The organism is Dyella sp. 05T440 (assembly GCF_056395965.1).
Genome location: NZ_JBFTKN010000008.1, coordinates 66,053 through 89,552, shown reverse-complemented (window position 1 = coordinate 89,552; position 23,500 = coordinate 66,053). Strand labels below are relative to the sequence as shown.

20 protein-coding genes and 1 other RNA gene are annotated in these 23,500 nt (G+C 65.8%); 17 read left to right on the top strand and 4 right to left on the bottom strand.

The genetic code is table 11. The annotated features are described in order from the left end of the window. The first annotated feature begins 79 nt into the window (after window positions 1–79). The gene (gene rhtC / locus AC1DE1_RS12295; RefSeq protein WP_441604420.1) at window positions 80–703 is read left to right on the top strand and encodes a threonine export protein RhtC; all 624 of its coding nucleotides are present in this window, start codon (window positions 80–82) and stop codon (window positions 701–703) included. A gap of 246 nt (window positions 704–949) precedes the next feature. Here rhtC and AC1DE1_RS12290 read toward each other — a convergent pair whose 3' ends face one another. The 4 genes from AC1DE1_RS12290 to AC1DE1_RS12275 form a co-directional block, all read right to left on the bottom strand. Next, window positions 950–2,320 (bottom strand): FAD-binding oxidoreductase, encoded by a 1,371-nt coding sequence (locus AC1DE1_RS12290; RefSeq protein WP_477174988.1) that lies wholly within the window; start codon window positions 2,318–2,320, stop codon window positions 950–952. A gap of 47 nt (window positions 2,321–2,367) precedes the next feature. After that, window positions 2,368–3,861: an alpha/beta hydrolase gene (locus AC1DE1_RS12285; protein ID WP_477174987.1), complete on the bottom strand. Its 1,494-nt coding sequence runs from the start codon at window positions 3,859–3,861 to the stop codon at window positions 2,368–2,370. A 93-nt stretch (window positions 3,862–3,954) separates the two neighbouring features. After that, a complete protein-coding gene (locus tag AC1DE1_RS12280) occupies window positions 3,955–4,311 on the bottom strand; it encodes a YraN family protein (RefSeq protein ID WP_441604417.1) in 357 nt (118 codons plus the stop codon). A 15-nt stretch (window positions 4,312–4,326) separates the two neighbouring features. After that, window positions 4,327–6,180 carry a penicillin-binding protein activator gene (locus tag AC1DE1_RS12275; protein ID WP_441604416.1) on the bottom strand — a complete coding sequence of 618 codons (1,854 nt, stop codon included), beginning with the start codon at window positions 6,178–6,180 and terminating at the stop codon, window positions 4,327–4,329. A gap of 93 nt (window positions 6,181–6,273) precedes the next feature. Here AC1DE1_RS12275 and rsmI point away from each other — a divergent pair, with 93 nt between their 5' ends. From rsmI to ftsZ, 16 genes are all read left to right on the top strand, one after another. Next, window positions 6,274–7,101, top strand: a complete 828-nt coding sequence (gene rsmI / locus AC1DE1_RS12270; protein WP_477174986.1) for a 16S rRNA (cytidine(1402)-2'-O)-methyltransferase — start codon at window positions 6,274–6,276, stop codon at window positions 7,099–7,101. A gap of 138 nt (window positions 7,102–7,239) precedes the next feature. Beyond that, window positions 7,240–7,606, top strand: an RNA gene (gene rnpB, locus AC1DE1_RS12265) — RNase P RNA component class A. Between the two features lie 311 nt (window positions 7,607–7,917). Further along, window positions 7,918–8,364: a division/cell wall cluster transcriptional repressor MraZ gene (mraZ, locus tag AC1DE1_RS12260; RefSeq protein WP_046972286.1), complete on the top strand. Its 447-nt coding sequence runs from the start codon at window positions 7,918–7,920 to the stop codon at window positions 8,362–8,364. 56 nt (window positions 8,365–8,420) lie between these two features. Next, window positions 8,421–9,344 (top strand): 16S rRNA (cytosine(1402)-N(4))-methyltransferase RsmH, encoded by a 924-nt coding sequence (gene rsmH / locus AC1DE1_RS12255; RefSeq protein ID WP_477174985.1) that lies wholly within the window; start codon window positions 8,421–8,423, stop codon window positions 9,342–9,344. Then, window positions 9,341–9,613 (top strand): cell division protein FtsL, encoded by a 273-nt coding sequence (ftsL, locus tag AC1DE1_RS12250; protein ID WP_441604412.1) that lies wholly within the window; start codon window positions 9,341–9,343, stop codon window positions 9,611–9,613. The genes rsmH and ftsL overlap by 4 nt, the downstream gene beginning before the upstream one ends. Then, a complete protein-coding gene (locus AC1DE1_RS12245) occupies window positions 9,610–11,424 on the top strand; it encodes a peptidoglycan D,D-transpeptidase FtsI family protein (protein ID WP_441604411.1) in 1,815 nt (604 codons plus the stop codon). The genes ftsL and AC1DE1_RS12245 overlap by 4 nt, the downstream gene beginning before the upstream one ends. Continuing rightward, window positions 11,421–12,893 carry a UDP-N-acetylmuramoyl-L-alanyl-D-glutamate--2,6-diaminopimelate ligase gene (locus AC1DE1_RS12240; protein ID WP_477174984.1) on the top strand — a complete coding sequence of 491 codons (1,473 nt, stop codon included), beginning with the start codon at window positions 11,421–11,423 and terminating at the stop codon, window positions 12,891–12,893. Before AC1DE1_RS12245 ends, AC1DE1_RS12240 begins: the two co-directional genes overlap by 4 nt. Next, window positions 12,890–14,260 (top strand): UDP-N-acetylmuramoyl-tripeptide--D-alanyl-D-alanine ligase, encoded by a 1,371-nt coding sequence (locus AC1DE1_RS12235; protein ID WP_477178485.1) that lies wholly within the window; start codon window positions 12,890–12,892, stop codon window positions 14,258–14,260. Before AC1DE1_RS12240 ends, AC1DE1_RS12235 begins: the two co-directional genes overlap by 4 nt. After that, window positions 14,250–15,350, top strand: a complete 1,101-nt coding sequence (mraY, locus tag AC1DE1_RS12230) for a phospho-N-acetylmuramoyl-pentapeptide-transferase (protein ID WP_441604408.1) — start codon at window positions 14,250–14,252, stop codon at window positions 15,348–15,350. The genes AC1DE1_RS12235 and mraY overlap by 11 nt, the downstream gene beginning before the upstream one ends. Window position 15,351: 1 nt before the next feature. Beyond that, on the top strand, window positions 15,352–16,590 hold the full coding sequence (gene ftsW, locus AC1DE1_RS12225; protein WP_477174982.1) for a putative lipid II flippase FtsW: 1,239 nt from the start codon (window positions 15,352–15,354) through the stop codon (window positions 16,588–16,590). Further along, a complete protein-coding gene (gene murG / locus AC1DE1_RS12220) occupies window positions 16,587–17,660 on the top strand; it encodes an undecaprenyldiphospho-muramoylpentapeptide beta-N-acetylglucosaminyltransferase (protein WP_477174981.1) in 1,074 nt (357 codons plus the stop codon). Before ftsW ends, murG begins: the two co-directional genes overlap by 4 nt. Further along, window positions 17,657–19,096 (top strand): UDP-N-acetylmuramate--L-alanine ligase, encoded by a 1,440-nt coding sequence (gene murC, locus AC1DE1_RS12215; protein ID WP_441604405.1) that lies wholly within the window; start codon window positions 17,657–17,659, stop codon window positions 19,094–19,096. Before murG ends, murC begins: the two co-directional genes overlap by 4 nt. Next, window positions 19,093–20,028: a D-alanine--D-alanine ligase gene (locus AC1DE1_RS12210; protein WP_441604404.1), complete on the top strand. Its 936-nt coding sequence runs from the start codon at window positions 19,093–19,095 to the stop codon at window positions 20,026–20,028. Before murC ends, AC1DE1_RS12210 begins: the two co-directional genes overlap by 4 nt. Beyond that, on the top strand, window positions 20,025–20,762 hold the full coding sequence (locus AC1DE1_RS12205) for a cell division protein FtsQ/DivIB (RefSeq protein ID WP_441604403.1): 738 nt from the start codon (window positions 20,025–20,027) through the stop codon (window positions 20,760–20,762). Before AC1DE1_RS12210 ends, AC1DE1_RS12205 begins: the two co-directional genes overlap by 4 nt. Beyond that, window positions 20,759–21,991 (top strand): cell division protein FtsA, encoded by a 1,233-nt coding sequence (gene ftsA, locus AC1DE1_RS12200; protein ID WP_121882535.1) that lies wholly within the window; start codon window positions 20,759–20,761, stop codon window positions 21,989–21,991. Before AC1DE1_RS12205 ends, ftsA begins: the two co-directional genes overlap by 4 nt. A 118-nt stretch (window positions 21,992–22,109) precedes the next feature. Continuing rightward, window positions 22,110–23,294, top strand: coding sequence for a cell division protein FtsZ (gene ftsZ / locus AC1DE1_RS12195; protein WP_441604402.1), 1,185 nt, complete (start codon window positions 22,110–22,112; stop codon window positions 23,292–23,294). Window positions 23,295–23,500 lie beyond the last annotated feature (206 nt).

Sequence of the window (23,500 nt, the reverse complement as noted above, 5' to 3'; positions counted from 1 at the left end):
GGCAGACTAGAGGACCACCGCGGTGGCGACAAGCTGCGCCGCCACGAAGAAACCGGCCCCATTCCCCAAGGAGACGCCCGTGAGCCTGTTCCTGACCATTGCCCTGGTACATCTGGTGGCTTTGCTGAGCCCTGGTCCGGACTTTTTCTTTGTGTCGCAGACCGCGGTGAGCCGCACGCGGCGCCAGGCGATGTTCGGCGTGCTGGGCATCACCCTGGGCGTGGTCGTTTGGTCCGCCCTGGCCCTGGCGGGCCTGCAATTGCTGCTGCAGCGGCTGGCCTGGCTGGAGCGGCTGATCTCCATTGCCGGCGGCCTCTACCTGGCCTGGATGGGCATCAAGATGCTGCGCGGCGCGATCAAGGCGCCGGTAGCCGCGAGCGAGCCGCACGCCGTACTGCAGCAGAGTGACTGGACCACTTTGCGCGCGGGACTGCTCACCAACCTCTCCAATCCCAAGGTGGTGATCTATTTCGGCAGCGTGTTCTCCGCGTTTCTCGGCGACCGCGTCGACGCTGCCACGCGCTGGGGTTTGTGGACCCTGGTCGTCGTCGAGACGTTCGTGTGGTTCACCCTGGTGGCAGGCGTGTTCGCCTTGCCGGCCATGCGTCGCGGCTACCTCAGGCTGTCGCGCTGGATCGATGGGTTTGCGGGCGCAGTGTTCGTGGCGTTCGGTTTGCACCTGATCTTTGCGCGCAAAGCGTGACCGAAAACCTGCGCCTCACCTTGTGGGAGCGCACCCTGTGCGCGACCGTCCCCTGTCAGGCTGCCGCTCCGTTGGTTTGTCGCGCACAGGGTGCGCTCCCACAGGGGTGAGACTTCGCCGGAACACATGGCCTGACCCTTGTAGGAGCGCAGCTTGTGCGCGACCGCAGCGTCACCCGTTTCCGCTCAGTGAAGGTTTGTCGCGCACAAGTGCGCTCCTGCAGAGGTGATACCTCGTCGACGCAAGTCAGGGCAGCAATTTGCCCGGATTGAGGATGCCCTCGGGATCGAAGGCAGCCTTCACGTTGCGCATAAGCTGCAATGTCGACGGCTCCAGCGCGAGCGGCATGAATTGCTTCTTCACCAGGCCGATCCCGTGCTCGCCTGACAGCGTGCCTTCCAGCGAAATCACCAACGCGAACACCTCGGCAAGACAGGCATGCGCACGTTCGCGCTCCGCCTCGTCCCGTGGCAACAAATTCACGTGCAGATTGCCGTTGCCCGCATGGCCGAAGCTCACGATCAGCACGTCGTGTTTCTTCGCCAGTTGTTTGATGCCATCGACCAGCTCAGGCAGATGGCTCACGGGAACCACTACATCCTCGTTGATCTTGTTGGGCGAAATGGTGCGTTGAGCGGGGGAGAGCGCCTTGCGGGCCGACCACAGCGCCTGCGTTTCCTCGGCGGTTTCGGCCACGCGCAGATCTTCCAGCCCATCGCCGCGGGCGGCGCGGGAGACTGCGTCCACGGCGCTCGGCAAGGTCTCCGGTTCGCCGTCCACTTCAATCATCAGCATCGCGGCGGCCAGCGGCACGGTGTCGCCGCCGTAGGCGCGAGCGAGTTTCAACGCCACGTCGTCGATGAATTCCAGCGCGCAGGGCGTGACCGGTTGGGCCATGATCCGTGCCACCGCGCGAGCGGCTGCCGAGACATCGCGATAGGTGGCGCGAATGGTGCGCAGCGCCGAGGGCTTGGGCGTGAGCTTGAGCGTGGCTTGGGTGATCAGCGCCAGCGTGCCCTCGGAGCCGATCAGCAGGCGCGTCAGGTCGTAACCCGTCGCACCCTTGCTCGTATAGGTGCCGCAGCGGAAACCTTCACCGGTGCCGGCCACCGCGCGCAAGCCAAGCGTGTTTTCGCGCGGGCTGCCGTATTTCACCGTGCGCGGGCCGGCGGAGTTGCAGGCGAGGTTGCCGCCAATGCTGCACCAGGGCGACGACGAAGGGTCGGGCGGCCAGAAGAACCCGTGCGGCTTCAAGGCCTGTTGCAGGTCACCATTGAGCACGCCCGGCTCGACCACGGCGAGTCGATTGTCCGGGTCGATGCGCAGGATGCGATTCATCCGCTCAAAGCTCACCACCACGCCGCCCTCGATGGGAACCGTCGCACCGGTGGTATTGGTGCCGCGACCTCGCCCGATCACCGGCACGCGATGTTCGCGGCACGCGCGTATCAGTGCCTCGGTCTGTTCGTGGGTGGTGGGAAACACCACGGCATCGGGCAGTGCGTTGCGCCGCGAATTGTCATAGGCGTAGGCAAGTCGTTCGGCCATACCGGTGGCCATGGACTCGCCTGGAAAATGCGCGCGTAGCGTATCGAGCAGGGCATCGGGAAGCTTCATGCCGGGAGTATCCCACTCTCCGCTGCCGGTTGCGCCTGATGCGTCGGTCAATGCGCGGGTTCGGCAAGCTTCGCCGTTGGCTGCGCGGTGGCGGTCGGAAGCAGCGCCTCGATCCGGTCGCGCACATAGGGGTAGAACGGGTTGGAGCTGATGCGCAGCGCTGCATCGAAATTGAGGATCAGCGTGCCTCGTTCGCCACGAGGCGCCTGGGTGCCTAGTCGAATGCCGAAGTTTTCGGACAGGTCGGGCGCGGTTCCGTACAGCGGATCGCTGGGCGGAAAGGGCAGCGCGATATGCGACAGCGAAAAGATCGTGTCCGGGTACGGGATGGACAGCGGCGCCGTGCTGGCCGCGCTCTGGCCGGGCTCCGTCGTGCGTGTCACGGTATGGTCGTCATTCACTGCCGCGTTGGCGATGACCGTACTGCGATAGGCCTGTGGCCCCGATGGAAGCATGCGATTGATCGCAGTGAGCGCGCTCGGTTTGAGCAATGTGTCGAAGCGTTGATTGCGGTTCACGTCGAACAACACGACTTCGCTGCCGTTGGCGGGCACATGCGCGTAGAGCGTATGCATCACGGCCGAAGCACTCACCGTATCGTCCACCACCGATTGGAAACTGAGTATAGGCGGCAAGCGGCCAAGCTGGCGATCGCGTGCCATGCGCAGCATCTGGCTACGGATGGCGTCAGTCAGCAGATAGGACTGACGCGCCGCGTTCACCGGGAACGAGTTGTACTTGAACGGGTTGTACTCGGGCAGCAGATCCAGCCACGCGGCCTTGGCAAAACGCGGCAACAGCGCCGGCAAGCCTGCCAGCCCGGCGAACCGCGCAAAGCTGGTGACCCCGATCATCGGCGAGAGCAGCACGAGCCGCGTCGGCATGGGCAGCTCGGTGTGTTCGCACGCATCCAGCGTGTACTTCACCGCGAGCGCGCCCCCGTTGGAATAACCCACGATATGGATGGGCAGGTTAGGTCCCACGCGGCGCCGCGCTTCGCGCATGGCCAGGCGTGTCGCCGCCAGCCACTGGGGCCAGTCCGCCGTGGTCAGTGCTGCCGGCACCGTGCCATGGCCTGGCACGCGCAAGCCGATCGCCACGAAGCCATGGGCGCGGTATAGCTGCGCGACATCGCGCAGGCTATAGGGTGAATCGCTCAGGCCATGGATAAGCACCACCGCGCCTACCGGCGTGCCGGTGGGCTCCAGCACGTACGAGCGATTCCAGTCGTGCGCGAAATGCCCCGGATACATCGGGGCGCCGTCAAAGTATCGATTCACCACGACACGCTGCGCAGGGTCCAGCTTGTCGGTGACTTCCGCCTTCACTTGGGCGAATGCTTTTTGCTCGGCGGCCAGATAGCCGGCCCAGTCGGTGGCATCGATCTGCGAGGGTGAAAGTTCATCGGGAACGAAGGTCTGCCAGGGCGCGAGCGGGTCGCCTTGCTGTGAATCCCACGCACGGATGGCCAACAGGGAAACGAGGAAGACCAGGATGATGATGGCCGTCCATTTGCCGATACCGATCAGCATGCGAACCATGATGCCCCCGCGCCCTGGCGTCACCGGATGGCGACCGTTGCCAGCAGTGTGCGCCGCCAGATATGTGCAAACCGTCGACGACGGTGCAGCAACCTAGCCGGCCTCGAAGGCGCCGCGCCACCAGCGCATGTCGACACGATCGACCGGCCCGTCATAACCCACCACATCGAACCGGCATGCCCGATGGGCGTGTTGTGGATGATCGGCCAGCCACAGCTCGGCAGTGCGGATGAGTTTGCCCTGCTTGCTGGCGTTGACCGAGGCCGCCGCGCTGCCGCAGCCGCTGGTGAGGCGATGGCGCACCTCCACGAACACCACGGTGCCGCCATCGAGCATCACCAGGTCCAGCTCGCCGTAGCGCGTGGTGTAGTTGCGCGCCAGCAGCTTGAGGCCGGCGCGCTGCAGTTCGGCGCAGGCGCGTTGTTCGAAAGCGGCGCCGGCAGCGCGCATCAAGGCGTGCGCGTTTTAACGGGTGGTGGACTGCTCGGGCTGGAGCGCCTGCGGCGTGGTGGCGTCGGTCGGCGGCGCCATGGCCGGTGCGCTATCCATCTGCAGGCTGCCATTGAGCGGGCGGGCGAGGCCATCCTGGAACTTGGCCCATACCAGCACGCGACGGACGCGGCCGAACTGGTCGGAGGTCAGCTGCCCGCTGGCGCCCGGCAGATAGCTGCCAGGATGGGCGCGCAGCCAGTCGACATAGGGTGCGAGGTTCCAGGCGTCCATGCCGAAGGCAAACAGGCGCGCGGAGGTGCCCCGTGCCGCGGGCAGCTGCCCAGCGATATCGCCGTGATTGGGCAGGCCCGGTTGCACGTCGAACAGCCATGGCGAGTCGCAGAATTCGACGCCTTCGAGATCGCGGTTGGCGCTTGCATCATCGACGCCGGCATAGATGTGCGAGGTGCCGTACGCCTGCAGATTGATCTTGGCCAGCTTGAGCTGCGGCAGCAACAGTCGCGCCTGCTGCGGACGCATGCTGATGAAGATGCCAGTGTCCTTGTTGGCGCTGGCGTCGCCGCTGTCGGTCGGCATGCCCAGGCCCGAAATGGTCGAGGCGAAGTTGACGCCGCTGCCGGGCAGGTTGCCTACGCCGGCGACCTTGCCTCCGCGCGCTTCGAGTTCCGCCTTGAACGACTTGGACGCGCGTTGCGCGAAGTCGTCGTTGCTGACGATGACGAAGGCATTGACGATGCCGTTGTCGGCCATGTGGTCAGCCGCCTGGGCGCCTTCGGTTTCCGGCAGCAGGCCGAATTCGCTCACGCCGCTGGCGGGCAGGCTCTTGTCGTCAGGATGGTTGAGTGCGAGCAGCGGCACCGGCAGTTGGGGCAGGCCGAACAGCGCCGACACCTCGCCGCGCGTCAGCGGCCCGATGATCAGTTGCGCGCCATCGGCGACGGCTTGCTGGTACGCCTTGATGGCGCCTGCCGACGTGCCTGCGCTGTCGTAGACCTTCACCGGTGGGCGCGGCATGTGGTTGTGCGCGGAATCGGCATAGGCGGCGAAGAAACCTTCGCGGATGGCGGTGCCTGCGGCAGCGAGATTGCCGCTGGTCGGCAACAGCAAAGCGACATGCGCAGGCATCTTGAAGCCTTCGCGCACGTTGGCGCCTTCGCCCGGCATCAGCGTGCCCACTTCCTGTTCCAGCGCGGGCGCGGGATGCGCCACGGCGACGCCAAGCTGGGTCAGCGCTTCGTTGACCCACGGCAGCATGCGGTCGCTGGGCTGCATCGCCGCAGCGCGCTGCTTCAAGGGATCGACACCCAGCTGGGTGAGCAGGGCGACGACCTGCTTGCGGTTCTGCGCCTGGTCGAGGCCGCTCAATTGGCCGTCCATTTCCACGCGCGTGCGGGCCGCGCCCCAGAGATCGCCGGTCTGCTGCATGGCTTGCGAGCGCAGCTCAAGCAGACGCAGCTGCAGTGCCGGTGGCACGCTGATATTGGGTTGGGTGGTCAATTGCAGTGCGCGCGGCGCGTTGTGCTGCTTCAGCGCCATTTCGGCCTGCAGCAGATCCAGTCGCGAAGGCTCGTCGCCGCTCAGTCGCTGGCGACGGATGCCATCGAGCAGCGGCGCGGCGCGATCGAGCTGGCCTTCCTGTCGATAGGCTTCGGCGGCGAGCAGTTGATAGTGGTCGCGGTTGCCGCCGGTCTGGGCAAGCGCCAGATAGGCCTGGGCGGCCTCGTCGAACTTGCCCTGTTGCACCAGCGCGTCGGCTTGCTGGCTGGCGGCGATTTCGGCCGGCGATCGTTGCGCGGCCGGCGGCACGCAGCCGCTCAGTGCCAGTGAAATCAGCAGGGCAACGCCTGCGGCGCGGGTCAAGCGCATGGCCAAATCCCTTCGAGCTTTTTGACGACATGGTCGGCGGATGGGCGATGATAGCCCATTGGGTTGCCGCCCCGATGCATAGGAAACAGCAAGATGTCACAGATTCAGCCAGGTCTGCTATGGGTGGTCGCCACGCCGATTGGTCATCGCGATGACTTTTCCGCGCGTGCCATCGAGACGCTGCAATCGGTGGCGGTGATTGCGGCCGAGGACACCCGGCACAGCCGGCCCTTGCTGATGCACTACAACATCGGCACGCCATTGGTGGCGCTGCACGAGCACAACGAGCGCGACGTGGTCGAGGCCATCGTGCGCCGGCTGCAGGGTGGCGAATCGGTGGCGCTCATCTCCGATGCGGGCACGCCGCTGATCAGCGATCCGGGCTTTCGCCTGGTGCGCGCGGCGCGCGCGGCCGGCATTCGTTGCGTGCCGGTGCCGGGTGCATGTGCGGCGATTGCCGGGCTTTCCGTGGCAGGGCTGCCCAGCGATCGTTTCGTGTTCGAGGGCTTTCTTCCACCCAAGGCCGCCGCGCGTCGCACGCGTTTGCAGGAACTTGCGGGCGACAGTCGCACGCTCATCTTCTATGAGTCGTCGCACCGCGTGGCCGAGAGTCTTGCCGACATGCGCGACATCTTTGGTGAGACGAGGGAAGGCGTGCTCGCGCGCGAACTGACCAAGTTGTTCGAGACCGTGATCGGCGAACCGCTGGGCGAACTGGCTGCGCGCGTGGCCAGCGATCCGAACCAGCAGCGCGGCGAGATCGTCATTCTGGTGGCGGGTCGCGGCGAAGAGACCGATGCACGCGAAGCGGAAGGCCGCCGTGTGTTTGCCCTCCTGCGCGAAGAGCTGCCCCCGGCAAAAGCCGCCAAGCTCGCGGCCGCGATTACCGGCGCGCCGCGCAAACTCCTCTACGAAGGCTAAAACCGCTGTTTGTGTAGGAGCGCACTTGTGCGCGACCGCGGCACATCAGCGCTCCGCGGTCGCGCACAAGTGCGCTCCTACAGATCTTTTTCAGCGCCTCGCGGGTTGGCGAGACATAAATCCACTAGAATCCGCAGCGGAGTCGGCCGGACAGTCGCGTCGCGCGCAAGCGCATCGAGGAAAGTCCGGGCTCCACAGGGCAGAGTGCCAGGTAACTCCTGGGCAGCGTGAGCTGACGGCCAGTGCAACAGAGAGCAGACCGCCGAACGGCATCTTCGGGTGCGCGTGGTAAGGGTGAAAGGGTGCGGTAAGAGCGCACCGCACGCGGGGCTAACGTCGCGTGGCACGGTAAACCCCACTCGGAGCAAGACCAAATAGGGGAACGATAACGCGGCCCGCGTTGTTCCCGGGTAGGTTGCTGGAGCCTGGCGGTGACGCCAGGCCGAGAGGAATGACTGTCGCGCCGCAAGGCGTACAGAACCCGGCTTACAGGCCGACTCCACCTCCTTCACGACCGGTCGTCACCTCTCTCGCCGTCATCGGCGGGGTGGTGGCGGCCGTGCGGCGGGCCATGAACGGCGATTCATATCCGATCGCCTGAAAAGCCTCGCCGGGCGTGACGGATGGCATGGTTGAAAAGTAAAAAAACCTAACCTTTCAAACACCTTCGAGTGTTTCCTCAGAAAGGGCTGGAATTACTGCCAGATCATTGCCTTTCTCATTGATTCACAAGAAAAATTTCCTTGACAGTCTCAGGGGGCGAGACTATCGTGGGTTCCTGTGTGAAATCGTGGGAATTCGTGGAGTCTATTGGCCGTGTTCCAGGGCGAAACCGCCATCACTGTTGACGACAAAGGCCGGCTGGCCATACCGACCGCGTATCGCGAGTTGGTGGCCGACGCCTGCGCCAATCGTCTGGTGATCACCTACAACCCCTTCGAGTCGGGCTGCCTGTGGCTGTTCCCGTACGCGGAGTGGGAAAAGGTGCGCGACCAGGTCAACGCGCTTCCCAAGGTCAAGGCGGCTCATCGCGACATGCAGATGAAGCTGGTCGGTGCCGCGGCGGTCGTCGAGCCCGATTCGGCTGTACGCATCCTGCTGCCGGCGAGCCAGCGGGCGACTACGGGCATCGAGAAGAAAGCGGTTCTGCTGGGCATGGGCAACAAGTTCGAGCTTTGGAGCGAGCAGGCTCACCTGGCCAAGATCCGCCAGACCATCGGCGAAGACGAGATCACCAACGAGATGGCGGAGCTGCAGCTGTAACCGGCAACGGTGGCAGCGCGGCAGATGGAACGGGACGGGAGCGGGAGTGCGGCGGCATGGCCGAGCAGTTAGTGCACATCCCGGTGATGCTGGGTGAAGCAGTGGAGGGACTCGCCGTGCAGGCTGGCGGGCGTTATCTCGATGGCACCTTTGGACGCGGCGGTCACGCTCGCGCGGTGCTGTCACGCCTGGGTCCTGACGGTCGGCTGATGCTGATGGATCGCGATCCGCAGGCCATTGCCACCGCGCAGGCCGAATTCGCCAGCGACCCGCGCGTGTCGATTCGCCACGCCAATTTTTCCAGCATGGCTGAGTGGGACGAAACCGCCGGCGGCCTCGACGGCATCCTGCTCGACCTCGGCGTGTCTTCGCCCCAGCTCGACGAGGCCGCGCGCGGCTTCAGCTTCATGGCTGACGCGCCGCTGGACATGCGCATGGACACCACGCAGGGCGAAAGCGCCGCGGACTTCCTGGCGCACGCTTCGGAAAAAGAGATCGCCGACGTGCTGTGGAACTACGGCGACGAGCGCTTCAGCCGCAAGATCGCCCGCGCCATCGTCGAAGACCGCGTGGAAAACCCGATCACCCGCACCGGCCAACTGGCCTCGCTGATCGAGCGCCTGATCGGCCGCCGTGAGCCGGGCAAGCATCCGGCCACGCGCAGCTTCCAGGCGCTGCGCATCCATGTGAACGGCGAACTGGACGCGCTGGAGCATGGCCTCAACGCGGCGCTCGAGCTGCTCACGGTCGGTGGTCGCTTGTCCATCATCAGCTTCCACTCGCTGGAAGATCGCGCGGTGAAGCTGTTTATCCGCGACCACTCCGGTCGCGTGCAAGGCAGCCGCCGTGGTCCGCCGGTAGCGGCTGCGCCTGCTCGCCTGGCGGCGGTGGGCAAGGCCCAGTTTCCTTCCGATGCCGAGCTGTCCGTCAATCCGCGCGCCCGGTCGGCGGTGCTGCGCGTGGCGGAGAAGCTCGCATGAAGGTACTCGGCGGCCTCTTCATGTTCATCCTGATCGCGGCGGTGCTTTCCAGCGCCATTGCCGTGGTGTGGACGCGCCATGAGAGCCGCGTGTTGTTCGTCGAGCTGACCCGCCTGCAGAACCAGCGCGACGACCTCAATATCGAATACGGCAAGCTGGAACTGGAGCAGGCCACCTGGGCCGAGCCGCGTCGCGTCGACGACGAGGCCCGCCAGGCGCTGGGCATGCTCAATCCCAAGCCGCAAGACATCCAGCTGGTGCGTCGATGAAGCCGCGCCAGCGCACATCCTCATCCTCTTCGCGCCGCAACGGTGTGGCGCCCAGCGCCCGCCGCCGCATGCTGGTGGTGAGCTGCGTGCTGGCTGCCGCGTCGCTGGGCCTGGTAGCGCGCGCGTTCGACATGCAGGTGGTCCGCAAGGACTTCTATCAGAACCAGGCCGACGCCCGCATCCTGCGCGAAGTACCCATCGCGGTATCGCGCGGCACCATCTTCGATCGCAACGGCGAGCCGCTCGCGGTGTCGACGCCGGTGGTCTCGATCTGGGCGAATCCGGCCGAAGTGCTGGACAACGAAGACAAGCTGCCGGCGCTGGCCAAGGCCATCGGCATGGATCCGGATGCGCTCAAGCAGTATCTGGCGCAGCGCTCCGAGCGCGAGTTCGTCTATCTGAAGCGCCAGATGTCGCCGGATGCCGCGCAGGTGGTGCTCGATCTGGCTGTGCCGGGCGTGGATGGTCGGCGCGAGTTCCGCCGCTTCTATCCGTCCGGTCCGGTGACAGCGCACGTGCTGGGTTTCACCAATATCGACGATCACGGCCAGGAAGGCCTCGAGCTGGCGTTCGACGACTGGCTGGCCGGCAAGGAAGGTCGCAAGCGCGTCATTCGCGATCGCCAGGGTCATGTGGTGGAGGATCTGGACCTGGTGCGCGCGCCGCAGCCGGGTCGCGACATCACGCTCAGCATCGACCGTCGCATCCAGTTCCTCGCCTATAACGAATTGAAGAACACCATCGAGCAGTCGGATGCCGACTCCGGTTCCATGGTGATCATCGACGTGCGCAACGGCGAAGTGCTGGCCATGGTGAACTGGCCGACCTACAACCCGAATGCCTTGCGCGGCAGCAACGCATCCAGCCGCCGCAATCGCGCGATGACCGACGTGGTGGAACCGGGCTCCACCATCAAGCCGTTCGTGATGGCCGCTGCGCTCTCCAGCGGCAAGTACACGCCGACCGGTCCGATGATCGACACCGGCAACGGCCACTTCTATTACATCTCGCACGACATCCGCGACACGCACGCCTATGGCTTGTTGTCGCCCACCGGCATCCTGGCCAAGTCCAGCAACATCGGCGCCGCCAAGGTATCGATGACGCTCGACACCATGCTGATGTACGACACCTATCGTGCCTTCGGCTTCGGCAACAGCACCAACAGCGGCTTTCCGGGCGAAGCCTCGGGCTATCTCAAGCCGGGCAAGAGCTGGGGCATGCTGGAGAAGGCGATTCTTGCCTACGGCTACGGCCTCAACGTGACGCCGCTGCAGCTGGCCAACGGCTACGCCACCATCGCCGACAACGGCGTGATGCATCTGCCCACCTTCGTGAAGGGCTCGGACAACGACGCCAAGCAGATCATCGATCAGAAGATCGCCAACGAGCTGGTGCAGATGATGGTGTCGGTGACGCAGCCGGGCGGCACCGCCGCGCCGTATGCGTGGATTCCCAACTATGGCGTCGCGGGCAAGACCGGCACGGCGCACAAGGCGAGCGCCGGCGGCTACTCCAAGAACAACTACAGCGCCGCCTTCGCCGGCATCGTTCCGGCGTCCAATCCGCGCATGGCGGCGGTGGTGGTGATCGATAACCCCAAGAAGGGCAGCTACTACGGCGCGCTGGTCTCCGGCCCCGTCTTCGCCAAAGTCATGGACGGCGCCTTGCGCCTCATGGATGTGCCCCCAGACAACATCGGCCGCTGGTATGTCGGCGGGCCGTTGCAAGGACAGAACGGTTTGACCGGCAACAAACAGCCCACGGTTGAAACAGTGGACGACGCACCGATCGAGGGAGCCACGCCATGAGCGCCCGCCTCGATCAGCTGCTCCAAGGCATCGCCGAGACCCCTGGTGTCGGCGATATCGTCGTTTCAGGACTCACGCTGGATTCGCGCCAGGTACGTCCGGGCGATGCATTCTTCGCGCTGCGCGGCACGCGCGAGCACGGCATCTCGTTTGCGCGCGGCGCAGCGGAGCGCGGTGCCCGTGTCGTTTTGGCCGAAGCGCCCCCGGCGCATGTCGAAGGACTGGACGTGCCGGTGCTGTGGGTCGATGGCCTGCACGGAAAGGTCGGCGAGATCGCTTCGCGCTTCTTCGGGCGCCCGTCCGAAGCGCTGCGCGTGATCGGCGTCACCGGCACCAATGGCAAGACCTCCACCGTGCAGTTGCTCGCGCAGGCGCTGGAATTTCTGGGTCATCGCGCCGCCACCATCGGCACGCTGGGCGCGGGGCTGCATGGCCGCATCAACGAAGGCGAGCGCACCACGCCGGATGCGATCAACGTCCAGGGCTTGCTTGCTTCGTTCCGTGATGACGGCGCGACGCACGTGGCGATGGAAGTGTCTTCGCATGCGCTGGAGCAGGGCCGCGTGGCCGCGGTGGCGTTCGACGTCGCCGCGTTCACCAATCTCACCCGCGACCATCTCGATTACCACGGCAGCATGGAAGCCTACGGCGAAGCCAAGGCCAAGCTGTTCGCATGGCCCTCGCTGCAGGCGGCGGCGATCAATATCGACGACGCGTTTGGCCGCACGCTCGCCCAGCGCCTGCCGCAGGGTGTTCAGGCGCTGCGCCTCAGCGCAGAAAATCACGCCGACGCCGACGTGCGCGCGGTGAACATCGTCACCTCGGCCGAAGGCCTGGCCTTCGACGTGCAGACGCCGTGGGGCTCGCATGCCGTGCGCAGCCGGCTGCTCGGCCGCTTCAATGTCGCCAACCTGCTTGCAGTGATCGCCTGCCTGGGTGCGCTCGGCGAATCGTTCGAGCGCATGATCGAAGCAGTGGAATCGCTGGAACCGATCAACGGCCGCATGAACCGCCTGGGCGGCGTTTCGCAGCTGCCGCTGGTGGTGGTTGACTACGCCCACACGCCGGATGCACTGGAGCAGGCGCTCAGCGCATTGCGCGCGCACTGCGAAGGCCAGCTGATCTGCGTATTCGGCTGCGGCGGCGAGCGCGATGCGGGCAAGCGTCCGCAGATGGGCGCCATCGCCGAGCGCCTGGCCGACCGCATCATCGTGACCGACGACAACCCGCGCGGCGAAGATGGCGACGTCATCGTGGCGCAGATCGTGGCCGGCCTGCGCAAGCCCGACCTGGCCACGGTGCAGCGCGACCGCGCGCAGGCGATCCAGTTGGCCTTGGCTTCGGCGCAGGCCGGCGACGTGGTGCTGATCGCCGGCAAGGGTCACGAAACCTATCAGGAAGGCGCGCACGGCAAGCGCCCGTTTGACGACCTGGCGGTTGCACGCCAGGCGCTGGAGGTGCGCGCATGATGCGTCTGAGCGCCATCGCCCTGTGGGCCCGCGGCCACCTGATCGGTGCCGATGTGGACGTCATGCGGGTGACCATCGATACGCGCAAAGTGCAGGCAGGCGATCTGTTCGTCGCGATCAAGGGCGAGCGCGTCGACGGCCATGATTTTCTGGCCGATGCCATGGCTCGCGGCGCTGCCGCTGCGCTGGTGACGCGCAAAGTCGACTCGCCGCTGCCTCAGGTGGTGGTGGACGACACCGCGCTGGCGCTGGGCGATCTGGCCAGTGCGATGCGCGCGCAGAGCAATGTGCGCGTCATCGGCATCACGGGCTCCAATGGCAAGACCACGGTGAAGACGCTGACCGCCTCCATCCTGTCGCGCCACGGCCGTACCCATGTCAACGCCGGCAACTACAACAACGAGCTCGGCCTGCCGCTGACCTTGCTGGCGATGCCGCAGGACACCGAGTTCGCCGTGCTGGAGATGGGCGCCGGCAAGCCGGGCGACATCGCTTATCTGGCTGCCATCGCGCGGCCCGATATCAGCCTCGTCAACACCATTGCGCCGGCGCATCTTGAGCGCATGGGTAGCGTGGAAGGCGTGGCCGAAACCAAGGGCGCGCTGTATCAGGCTTTGCCGGTCGACGGCGTGGCCATCATCAATGCGGACGATGCGTTCGCCAGCTTCTTCGCGGGCCTGGCCGGGTCGCGTCGCCAGCTGCGCTTTGGTCTCACGCACAAGGCGGACATCGGCGCGGATATCGTCGACCAGCGCGTGGACGGCTCGCACTTCGTGCTGAGCACGCCGGTGGGCGACGCGGATGTCCACCTGCCGCTGGCGGGTCGCCACAACATCGCCAATGCACTGGCGGCGGCTTCCATTGCGCTCGCTCTCGACGTGCCGCTCGACACCATCGTGGAAGGTCTCGAGCAGGTGCCTGGCGTCGCCGGCCGCCTTCAGCTGGAGCGCATGCCCGCCGGCTGGACGCTGATCGACGACAGCTACAACGCCAATCCCGGCTCGGTCGGCGCTGCCATCGACACGCTCGCGCTGGCCGACGGCGAGCGCTGGCTGGTACTGGGCGACATGGCGGAACTTGGTGACAACGCGATGGCGCTGCACGCCGGCATCGGCGAGCGCGCGCGCCAGCAGGGCATCGATCGCATGTTCGCCGTGGGCCCGCTGAGCGCAGCGGCGATCAAGGCCTTCGGCGAGCGCGGCGAACACTACGCCGACAAGGCGGCGCTGACCGCCGCACTCAAACAACAACTGCACAGCGGCGTCACCTGCCTTATCAAGGGCTCGCGCTCCGCCGGCATGGATCAAGTCGTAGCCGCACTGCGCGGCAGTAAGGGAAATGGGGAGGGCGCATCCGATGCTGCTTGAACTCGCAGACTGGATGGCCAGGCACTTCACTGCCCTGCACCTGTTCCAGTACATCACGTTCCGCACGATCATGGCCGCGCTCACCGCGCTGTCCATGTCGCTGCTGTTTGGCCCCACGCTTATCCAGAAGCTCGCCGATCTCAAGGCCGGGCAGGTGGTGCGCAAGGACGGCCCGCAGACGCATCTATCCAAGGCCGGCACGCCGACCATGGGTGGCGTGATGATCCTGCTCGCGGTCACGCTTTCCACGCTGTTGTGGACGGACCTGCACAACCGCTACGTGTGGCTGGTGCTGGCGGTGCTGCTGTGCTTCGGCGTGATCGGCTTCTACGACGACTACAAGAAGCTGGTGCTGAAGGACAGCCGCGGCCTGGCCTCGCGCTGGAAGTATTTCTGGCAGTCGGTGTTCGGTCTCGCTGCCGCGCTATTTCTTTACTACACGGCGCCTCATGCGACGAGCGGCGCTCCGGTCGCCGAGACCGCGCTATATGTGCCGCTCTTCAAACAGGTCGCGCTGCCGCTGGGCATCCTGTTCGTGGTGGTCGCCTACTTCATGATCGTGGGCTTCTCCAATGCGGTGAACCTCACCGACGGCCTCGACGGCCTCGCCATCATGCCGACCGTGCTGGTGTCGGGTGCGCTGGGCGTGTTCGCCTATCTCGCCGGTAACCGCGTGTTCTCGGAATACCTGGGCATTCCGTCGATTCCCGGTGCGGGCGAGCTGGCGATCTTCTGCGGCGCGCTGTCCGGCGCGGGCTTGGGCTTCCTGTGGTTCAACACGTATCCCGCGCAAGTGTTCATGGGCGACGTGGGCGCGTTGGCCATCGGCGCCGCCCTGGCCGCCATTGCAGTCATCGTGCGCCAGGAAATCGTGCTGCTGGTGATGGGCGGCGTGTTCGTGATGGAAACCGCCTCGGTGATGATCCAGGTGGCCAGCTTCAAGATGACCGGCAAGCGCGTGTTCCGCATGGCGCCGATCCATCACCATTTCGAACTCAAGGGCTGGCCCGAGCCCCGCGTGATCGTGCGTTTCTGGATCATCAGCGTCGTGCTGGTGCTGATCGGCCTCGCCACGTTGAAGGTGCGCTGAGATGATCTTCGACGCCACCCAAGCCAAACGACGACAGGGACCCCGCGGCAGCTTCGACATGCTGCTGGTGATCGCACTCGTCGGTCTGGCCTGCGTCGGTGTCGTGATGGTGACGTCCAGTTCCATTGCGGTGGCCGACAGCCAGCACATGGGTGCGTTCTATTTCCTCAAGCGCCACCTGCTGTTCCTGACTCTGGGAGTCGCGCTGGCAGCCTTTGCCATGCGCACCGAACTGAAGCTGCTGGAAAAGCATGCGTGGATGATGTTTGGCGGCGCGGTCCTGCTGCTGGCCCTGGTGTTCGTGCCGGGCATCGGCATGCGGCTCAATGGCGCACACCGCTGGCTCAACTTCCGCATCACCACGTTCCAGCCAGTGGAAGCGGTGAAGCTCATCCTGGTGGTGTACGTCGCCAGCTATCTCGTGCGCCACCGCGAAAGTGTGGAAACCAGTTTCTGGGGGCTGTTCAAGCCGATCATGGTGGCGGGCCTGTTCGTGGTGATGCTGCTGGTGCAGCCTGACTTCGGCTCCGCCACGCTGATGATCGCGGTCACCATCGGCATGATCTGGATGGGCGGTGCCAATCCGGTCTACCTCGGCGGCATGGGTCTGCCGGTGGTCGCGTTGCTGTGGTTCGTGGCCAAGTTCGAGCCGTACCGCATGCGTCGCCTGACCTCCTTCGTCGATCCATGGGCCGATCCGTTCAACGACGGCTTCCAGCTCACCCAGTCGCTGATGGCCATCGGCCGCGGCGAGTGGACCGGCGTCGGTCTGGGCTCCAGCGTGCTGAAGCTGTCCTATCTGCCCGAAGCCCACACCGACTTCATCTTTGCGGTGATTTCCGAAGAATTCGGTCTTGCCGGCATCCTGTTCGTGATGATGCTGTTCGGCGTTGCCGTGGGGCGCGGCTTGTATCTCGGCGCCAAGGGCATGGAGATCGGCCAGCGCTTCGCCGGCTACGTGGCCTGTGGCATCTCGATGATGATCGGCCTGCAGGCGATGGTGTCGATCGGCGTGAACCTGGGTGCGTTGCCGACCAAGGGTCTTACCCTGCCGCTGATCAGCTACGGCGGTTCGTCCATCGTGCTTACCTGCGCGATGGCGGGCGTGCTGCTGCGTACCACCTATGAGATCAATCGCGCGATCGATGCGCGACAGATGGCCACGCGCATGCCGGCCAACGCCGTGCCCGATGCAAACGCCGCTGCTGTGGCCCCCGGACGCGAGGCGGTGACCGCATGAGCGCACAGCGTCCCGTGCTGATCATGGCCGGCGGTACCGGCGGCCATATCTTCCCCGGCCTGGCCGTGGCCGAAGCGCTGCGCTTGCACGGCGTGCCCGTGGTCTGGCTGGGTGCCGAGGGCGGCATGGAAACCAAGGTGGTGCCGGCGCACGGTATCGAACTGATCACCGTGCCGGTGGGCGGCCTGCGCGGCAAAGGCCTCAAGACGCGGCTGATGGCGCCGATGATGCTGGCGCGCGCGCTGCTCTCGTCCTTGTCTGCCTTGCGCCGGATCAAGCCGCGCAGCGTGCTGTCGATGGGCGGCTACGTGGCCGGACCCGGTGGCGTTGCGGCGCGTCTCACCCGTCGCCCTTTGCTGGTGCACGAACAGAACCGTGTCGCCGGTTTCACCAATCGCAAGCTGGCCGCCCACGCGCAGCGCGTGCTCGCCGGCTTCAGCGATACCTTGCCGAACGCCGAGTGGGTCGGTAACCCGGTGCGCGCTTCCATCGCCAGCCTGCCGTCGCCGCGCGAGCGCATGGCTGGTCGCACGGGTCGACCGCGCCTGCTGGTGCTCGGCGGGAGCCTCGGCGCGCGTGCGCTCAACATCGCGCTGCCGCAGGCGCTGGCGCTGATGTCACCGACGCAACGCCCGGAAGTGCTGCACCAGTGCGGCAACCGCGGCATCGATGAAGCACGTGCGGCCTATGCGAAAGCCGGCGTCGAGGCGCAGATCGTGCCCTTCATCGAAGACATGGCCGGCACCTATGCATGGGCGGATCTCGCCGTGTGCCGTGCCGGTGCACTGACTTTGGCCGAGCTCACCGCTGCCGGACTCGGCGCGGTGCTCGTGCCGTTCCCTTATGCGGTGGACGACCACCAGACCCGCAATGCGGAGGCGCTGGTCGCCGCGCATGCGGCCGAGTTGATGCAGGAGAAGGACCTGGACGTACAGCAGTTGGCGCAGCGCCTGGAAGCGTTGCTGGATGATCGTGAGCGCATGATCGCGATGGGTGAGGCCGCACGCACGCTGGCCAAGCCCGATGCCGCGGACGTGATCGCCCGTGCCTGCATGGAGGTGGCCGCATGACGCCGCGTCGCCTGCTAGCGCACGAAGATCTGATGACCACCTTCCGCCGCGTGCACTTCATCGGCATCGGCGGCGTGGGCATGAGCGGCATCGCCGAAGTGCTGCACAACCTCGGCTATGCCGTGTCCGGTTCCGACCGCTCCAACTCGCCGACCGCGCAGCGCCTCTCCAGCCTGGGCATCGTGGTGCACGTGGGTCACGCGGCCGAGCACATCGGCGACGCCGACGTGGTCGTCACCTCCAGCGCCATCAAGGCCGACAACCCGGAACTGCAGGCCGCGCGTGCCGCGCGCATTCCGGTGGTGCCGCGCGCCGAGATGCTGGGTGAGCTGATGCGCTTCCGTCGTGGCATCGCCATCGCCGGCACGCACGGCAAGACCACCACCACCAGCCTCGCCGCCAGCGTGCTGGCCGAAGCAAACTACGACCCGACCTTCGTGATCGGCGGCCAGCTCAATGCCGCCGGTGCCAATGCGCGCCTGGGCACCGGCCAGTACATCGTCGCCGAAGCCGATGAATCGGATGGCTCGTTCCTGATGTTGTCGCCGGTGATCGCCGCGATCACCAATATCGACGCCGATCATCTGGAGAACTACAACAACGACTTCGCGCAGGTGAAGAAGGCGTTCGACGACTTCCTGCACCGCCTGCCGTTCTACGGTCTGGCTGTGTTGTGCGTCGACGATCCGGAAGTCGCCGCGCTGGCCAGGTCGACCACGCGCCGCGTGATGACCTATGGCATCGACACCCAGGATGCCGACGTGCGGGCGAGCAACCTCGCGCAGCACGGCTTCGAAATGCATTTCGACCTGTGGCTGCCGGGCCGCAACGAGGCGCTGCACGTCAAGCTGAATCTGCCGGGTCGCCACAACGTGCTCAATGCACTGGCCGCCGCCACCATCGGTTGGCAGCTGGGCGTGGAAGCCGAAGCGATCGCCCGTGCGCTGGAAGCGTTCCAGGGCGTGGGTCGCCGATTCCATCGCCGCGGGGAGATCGCGCTGGATCAGGGCAACGTGCTGCTGGTCGACGACTACGGTCATCACCCGCGCGAACTGGCGGCCGTGTTCGCCGCCGCACGCGGTGGCTGGCCGGATCGCCGCCTGGTGGTCGGCTTCCAGCCGCACCGCTACAGCCGCACGCGCGATCTGCTCGATGACTTCGCCAACGTGCTCGCTGAAGCCGACGTGCTCGTGCTGACGGAAATCTACGCGGCCGGCGAAGCGCCGATCGCGGGCGCCGATGGCCGTGCCCTGGCTCGTGCCGTGCGCGCACGCGGCAAGGTCGATCCGGTGCTGATCGATCATCCGCGCGATTTCAAGGAAACGCTGCCCGCGCTGCTGCGCGACGGCGATCTGTTGCTGCTGCTCGGCGCCGGCGATATCGGCGCGGCGGCGGTGGAACTGGCCAATGCTGGCCATTTGAGGACCCACAAGTGAGCAAGACGATTACCGATCCCGCACAGTTTGGCCGCGTCGCCGTTGTCATGGGTGGCAGCTCGGCCGAGCGCGAGGTCTCGCTGGATTCCGGTCGCAACGTGCTCGCGGCGCTGCAGGCGCGCGGCGTCGATGCGCATGCCATCGACGGCATTCCGGCCCTGCTCGATGCCGTACGTGCCGGTCACTTCGCCCGCGTGTTCAATATTCTCCACGGCGGTGGCGGCGAGAACGGCGAGCTGCAGGGCGCGCTGCAGTCGCTGCGTGTGCCATTCACTGGTTCGGGCGTGCTGGGTTCCGCGCTGTCGCTGGACAAGATCCGCGCCAAGCTGGTGTGGCAGGCGATCGGACTGCCCACGCCGAAGTTCAAGGCGCTGCCGCGCGGTGCCGATGTGCATGCCGCTGCGCGCGAGATTGGTTTCCCGTTGATCGTGAAGCCCGCCTGGGAAGGCTCCAGCGTCGGCGTGACGCGCGTGTTCGACGAAAGCGGCCTCGATGCCGCCGTCGAGCTGGCGCAGAAGTATCCCGGCGACATGTTGATGGAAACGCTGATCGAAGGTGGCGAGTACACCGTCGGCGTCCTCGATCGCCAGGTGCTGGCCACGATCAACATCGTGCCCAAGGGCGAGTACTACGACTACAACGCCAAGTACATCGCGGAAGACACCCAGTACATCTGCCCGGGTCTGCGCGGCGACGACGAGCGCGAGATGCAGGAGCTGGCGCTGCGTGCGTTTGACGCGCTGGCCTGCTCGGGCTGGGGCCGCGTGGACGTGATGCGCGACAAGCAGGGCCGCAACTGGCTGCTGGAAGTGAACACCGCGCCGGGCATGACCTCGCATTCGCTGGTGCCCAAGGCGGCCGCCGTCGCCGGCATCGACTACCAGACGCTGTGCTGGCGCGTGCTGGAAACGAGCTTCCGGGAGGGCGTGTGAGGGGAACCGTCCGCCTCGTTGCCTGGGTTTTGGCCATCGCGCTCGTGGCGCTGCCGATCGTCGGCGTGCTGCGCGGATGGTTTGCGGCCAATCGTTGGCCGGTGACCCAGTTGATGGTGCAAGCCGAGTTCAAGCATGTCACCGAGGATTCGCTCCGTTCGGTGGTCATGCCGCGCCTCGGCAAAGGGTTCTTCGCGCTCGATCTCGATGGTGTACAGAAAGCCGTGGCCGCGCTGCCGTGGGTGGAGTCGGTGGAGGCGCGCAAGCGCTGGCCCGACACGTTGATCCTGCGCATCTACGAGCGCCAGCCGTTTGCGCGCTGGAACGAGAAGCAGCTGATCAGCCGCCAGGGCCTGGTGTTCGACGTGCCGGACGTGTCGGCCAACAGCGATCTGCCGGATCTGCGCGGACCGGATGCGCGCCTGGCCGAAGTGGTGAGCTTCTACGCGGAAACGCAGAAGGCCTTCGCCAATACCAAATTGAAAATCACCGGCGTCTCGCTCACCGAGCGTGGCAGCTGGAGTCTCACCACGAGCAGCGGTGCACAGATCGTCATCGGCGATCGCGAGCAGGCGGGCCGTCGCCTGCGCCGTTTCCTCGATGTCTACCCACAACTGATGGCGGGCCACTCCGAGGGCTTCGCCTATGCCGATCTTCGATACACCAATGGATTTGCCGTTCGATGGCCGCCCCAGGCGAACACCGTGAACGCTGGAGGCTCACCCCGCACATGAAGACCAAGAACGACAAGCAGCTAGTCGTCGGCCTCGACATCGGCACCTCGAAAGTGGTGGCGATCGTGGGCGAGTACGAGCCTGGCGAACCGATCGAAGTGATCGGCATCGGCACGCACGTGTCGCGCGGCATGAAGCGCGGCTCGGTGGTGGATATCGAATCGACCGTGCACTCCATCCAGCGCGCGGTGGAAGAGGCCGAGCTGATGGCAGGCTGCGATATCCGCTCGGTCTACGCCTCGATCTCCGGCAGCCACCTGGAAACCAAGAACTCGCACGGCACCGCGCCGATCCGCGATCGCGAAGTGACCCCGGGCGACCTGGAGCAAGTGCTCGAAGCCGCCAGCGCCGTGGCGATCCCGGCGGACCGCAAGGTCCTCTATAAGGAGTCGCAGGAATATCGCATCGACGGCCAGGATGGCATCCGCTCGCCGGTCGGCATGAGCGGCGTGCGCCTGGAAGCGAGCGTGCACTTGGTCACCGGCGCTGCCGCGGCGGTGCAGAACATCAGCAAATGCATCCAGCGCTGCGGTCTCACGGTGGACGAGCTGGTCCCGTCGGCGGTCGCCAGTGCCAAGTCGGTGCTGACGGATGACGAACGCGAGCTGGGCGTGTGCCTGGTCGACATCGGCGCCGGCACCACTGACATCGCCATCTATACACAGGGCGCGATCCGTTACACCAAGTCGCTGCCGGTGGGCGGCGACCAGGTGACCAACGACATCGCCTATGGCGTGCATACGCCGACCGCGCATGCCGAAGAGATCAAGATCAAGTACGCCTGCGCGCTGGCGCAGCTGGCGCATGCCGAGGAAACCATCCAGGTGCCGAGCGTGGGCGATCGTCCGCCGCGCCGTCTCGCACGCCAGTCGCTGGCCCAGTCGGTGCAGGCGCGCTACGAGGAAATCTTCGAGATGGTGCAGGACGAGCTGCGCCGCTCCGGCTACGAAAGCCTGGTGGCGGCCGGCGTGGTGCTCACCGGCGGCGCGTCGCGCATGGAAGGTGCGCTCGAGCTGGCCGAGGAGATCTTCCACAAGATGGTGCGCATCGGCGTGCCGCAGCACGTGAGCGGCCTGGGCGAGGTCGTCGCCAATCCGCTGCATTCCACCGGCGTGGGCCTGCTGTTGCATGGCTCGCGCTCGGGCGGCATGCGCGTCAGCGGACCCAGCGGCGGCAGCGTGGGCGGCCTGGTGGACAAGTTGCGCGGTTGGATTACCAAGAATTTTTGATTTGGGCAGGGCATGAGGCCTGGCCCAGGACGAATGGATGTTCGTCCGCCACCTCGGGGCGACAGGAATGTCAGCACCCGCGGTTACAACGACAACGATGCTCTACGGAGGACGGGAAATGTTTGAACTCATCGAAAAACTCGCACCCAATGCAGTAATCAAGGTCATCGGCGTGGGCGGCGGCGGCGGAAATGCCGTGGCACACATGCTTAATGCAAACATCGAAGGCGTCGAGTTCGTCGTCGCCAATACCGATTCGCAGGCCATGAAGAGCTGCGGCTCGCGTACGCACCTGCAGCTGGGCGCCAATGTCACCAAGGGACTGGGTGCCGGCGCCAATCCGGAAGTGGGCCGCCAGGCCGCACTGGAAGACCGCGAGCGCATCGAGGAAATGCTCGAAGGCGCGGACATGGTGTTCATTACCGCCGGCATGGGTGGTGGTACCGGCACGGGCGCCGCCCCGGTCGTGGCCCAGCTCGCCAAGGAAAAGGGCATCCTCACCGTCGCGGTGGTTACCAAGCCGTTCCCGTTCGAAGGTCGCCGCCGCATGCAGGTCGCCGCCAAGGGCATCGAGGATCTGTCGCAGCACGTCGACTCGCTGATCACCGTGCCGAACGAGAAGCTGCTGTCGGTGCTCGGTCGCGAAGTGACGCTGCTTAATGCGTTCAAGGCCGCCAACGACGTGCTGCTGGGCGCCGTGCAGGGCATCGCCGACCTGATCACCGCCCCGGGCCTGATCAACGTCGACTTTGCCGACGTGCGTACCGTGATGTCCGAGATGGGCATGGCGATGATGGGTTCGGGCACCGCCCGTGGCGACGACCGCGCCCAGGCTGCCGCCGAGGCCGCCATCAACAACCCGCTGCTGGAAGACGTCAATCTCAACGGCGCCTGCGGCATCCTGGTCAACGTCACGGCCGGTCCCAACCTGACCATGCGCGAATTTGACGAGATCGGTCGCATCATCCATGACTTCGCCAGCGAAGACGCCACCGTGGTGATGGGCACCTCGCTCGATGCGGAAATGCAGGACGACGTGCGCGTCACGGTCGTGGCCACCGGCCTCAACCGCGCCACCGCCGCCCGTCAGCCGCAGCGCCCGGTGATTGCCCAGCAGGTGGAGATGCGCCAGCGTCCGCGTCCTGTCGTGCTGCGTACCGGCACCGGCAACGAAGTGGTCGACTACGCCCAGCCGGAGGTCACCACCACCAGCCGCGTCGAGACCGGTGGCCCGGCCAAGAGCGCCGACCCCAGCTTCGATTACCTGGACATTCCGGCGTTCCTGCGTCGTCAGGCGGACTGAACAAGCTGACTGGGCAAATAATTTGAAGAAAAATTGAACAAATCGCCGGTTTCACTTGTCAGTAACGAATCGCGCATGGGATCCGCCTCGGCGGAACCCTTGCCCGAGTCCGCTTTTCCGCCCTTCGGGGCGGGAGGTGGCTTGACTGACGGCGTTCCGGTGCTCGTTCTTGAGTAGTAGGGCCATGCCTCACGGATGAGCATGAC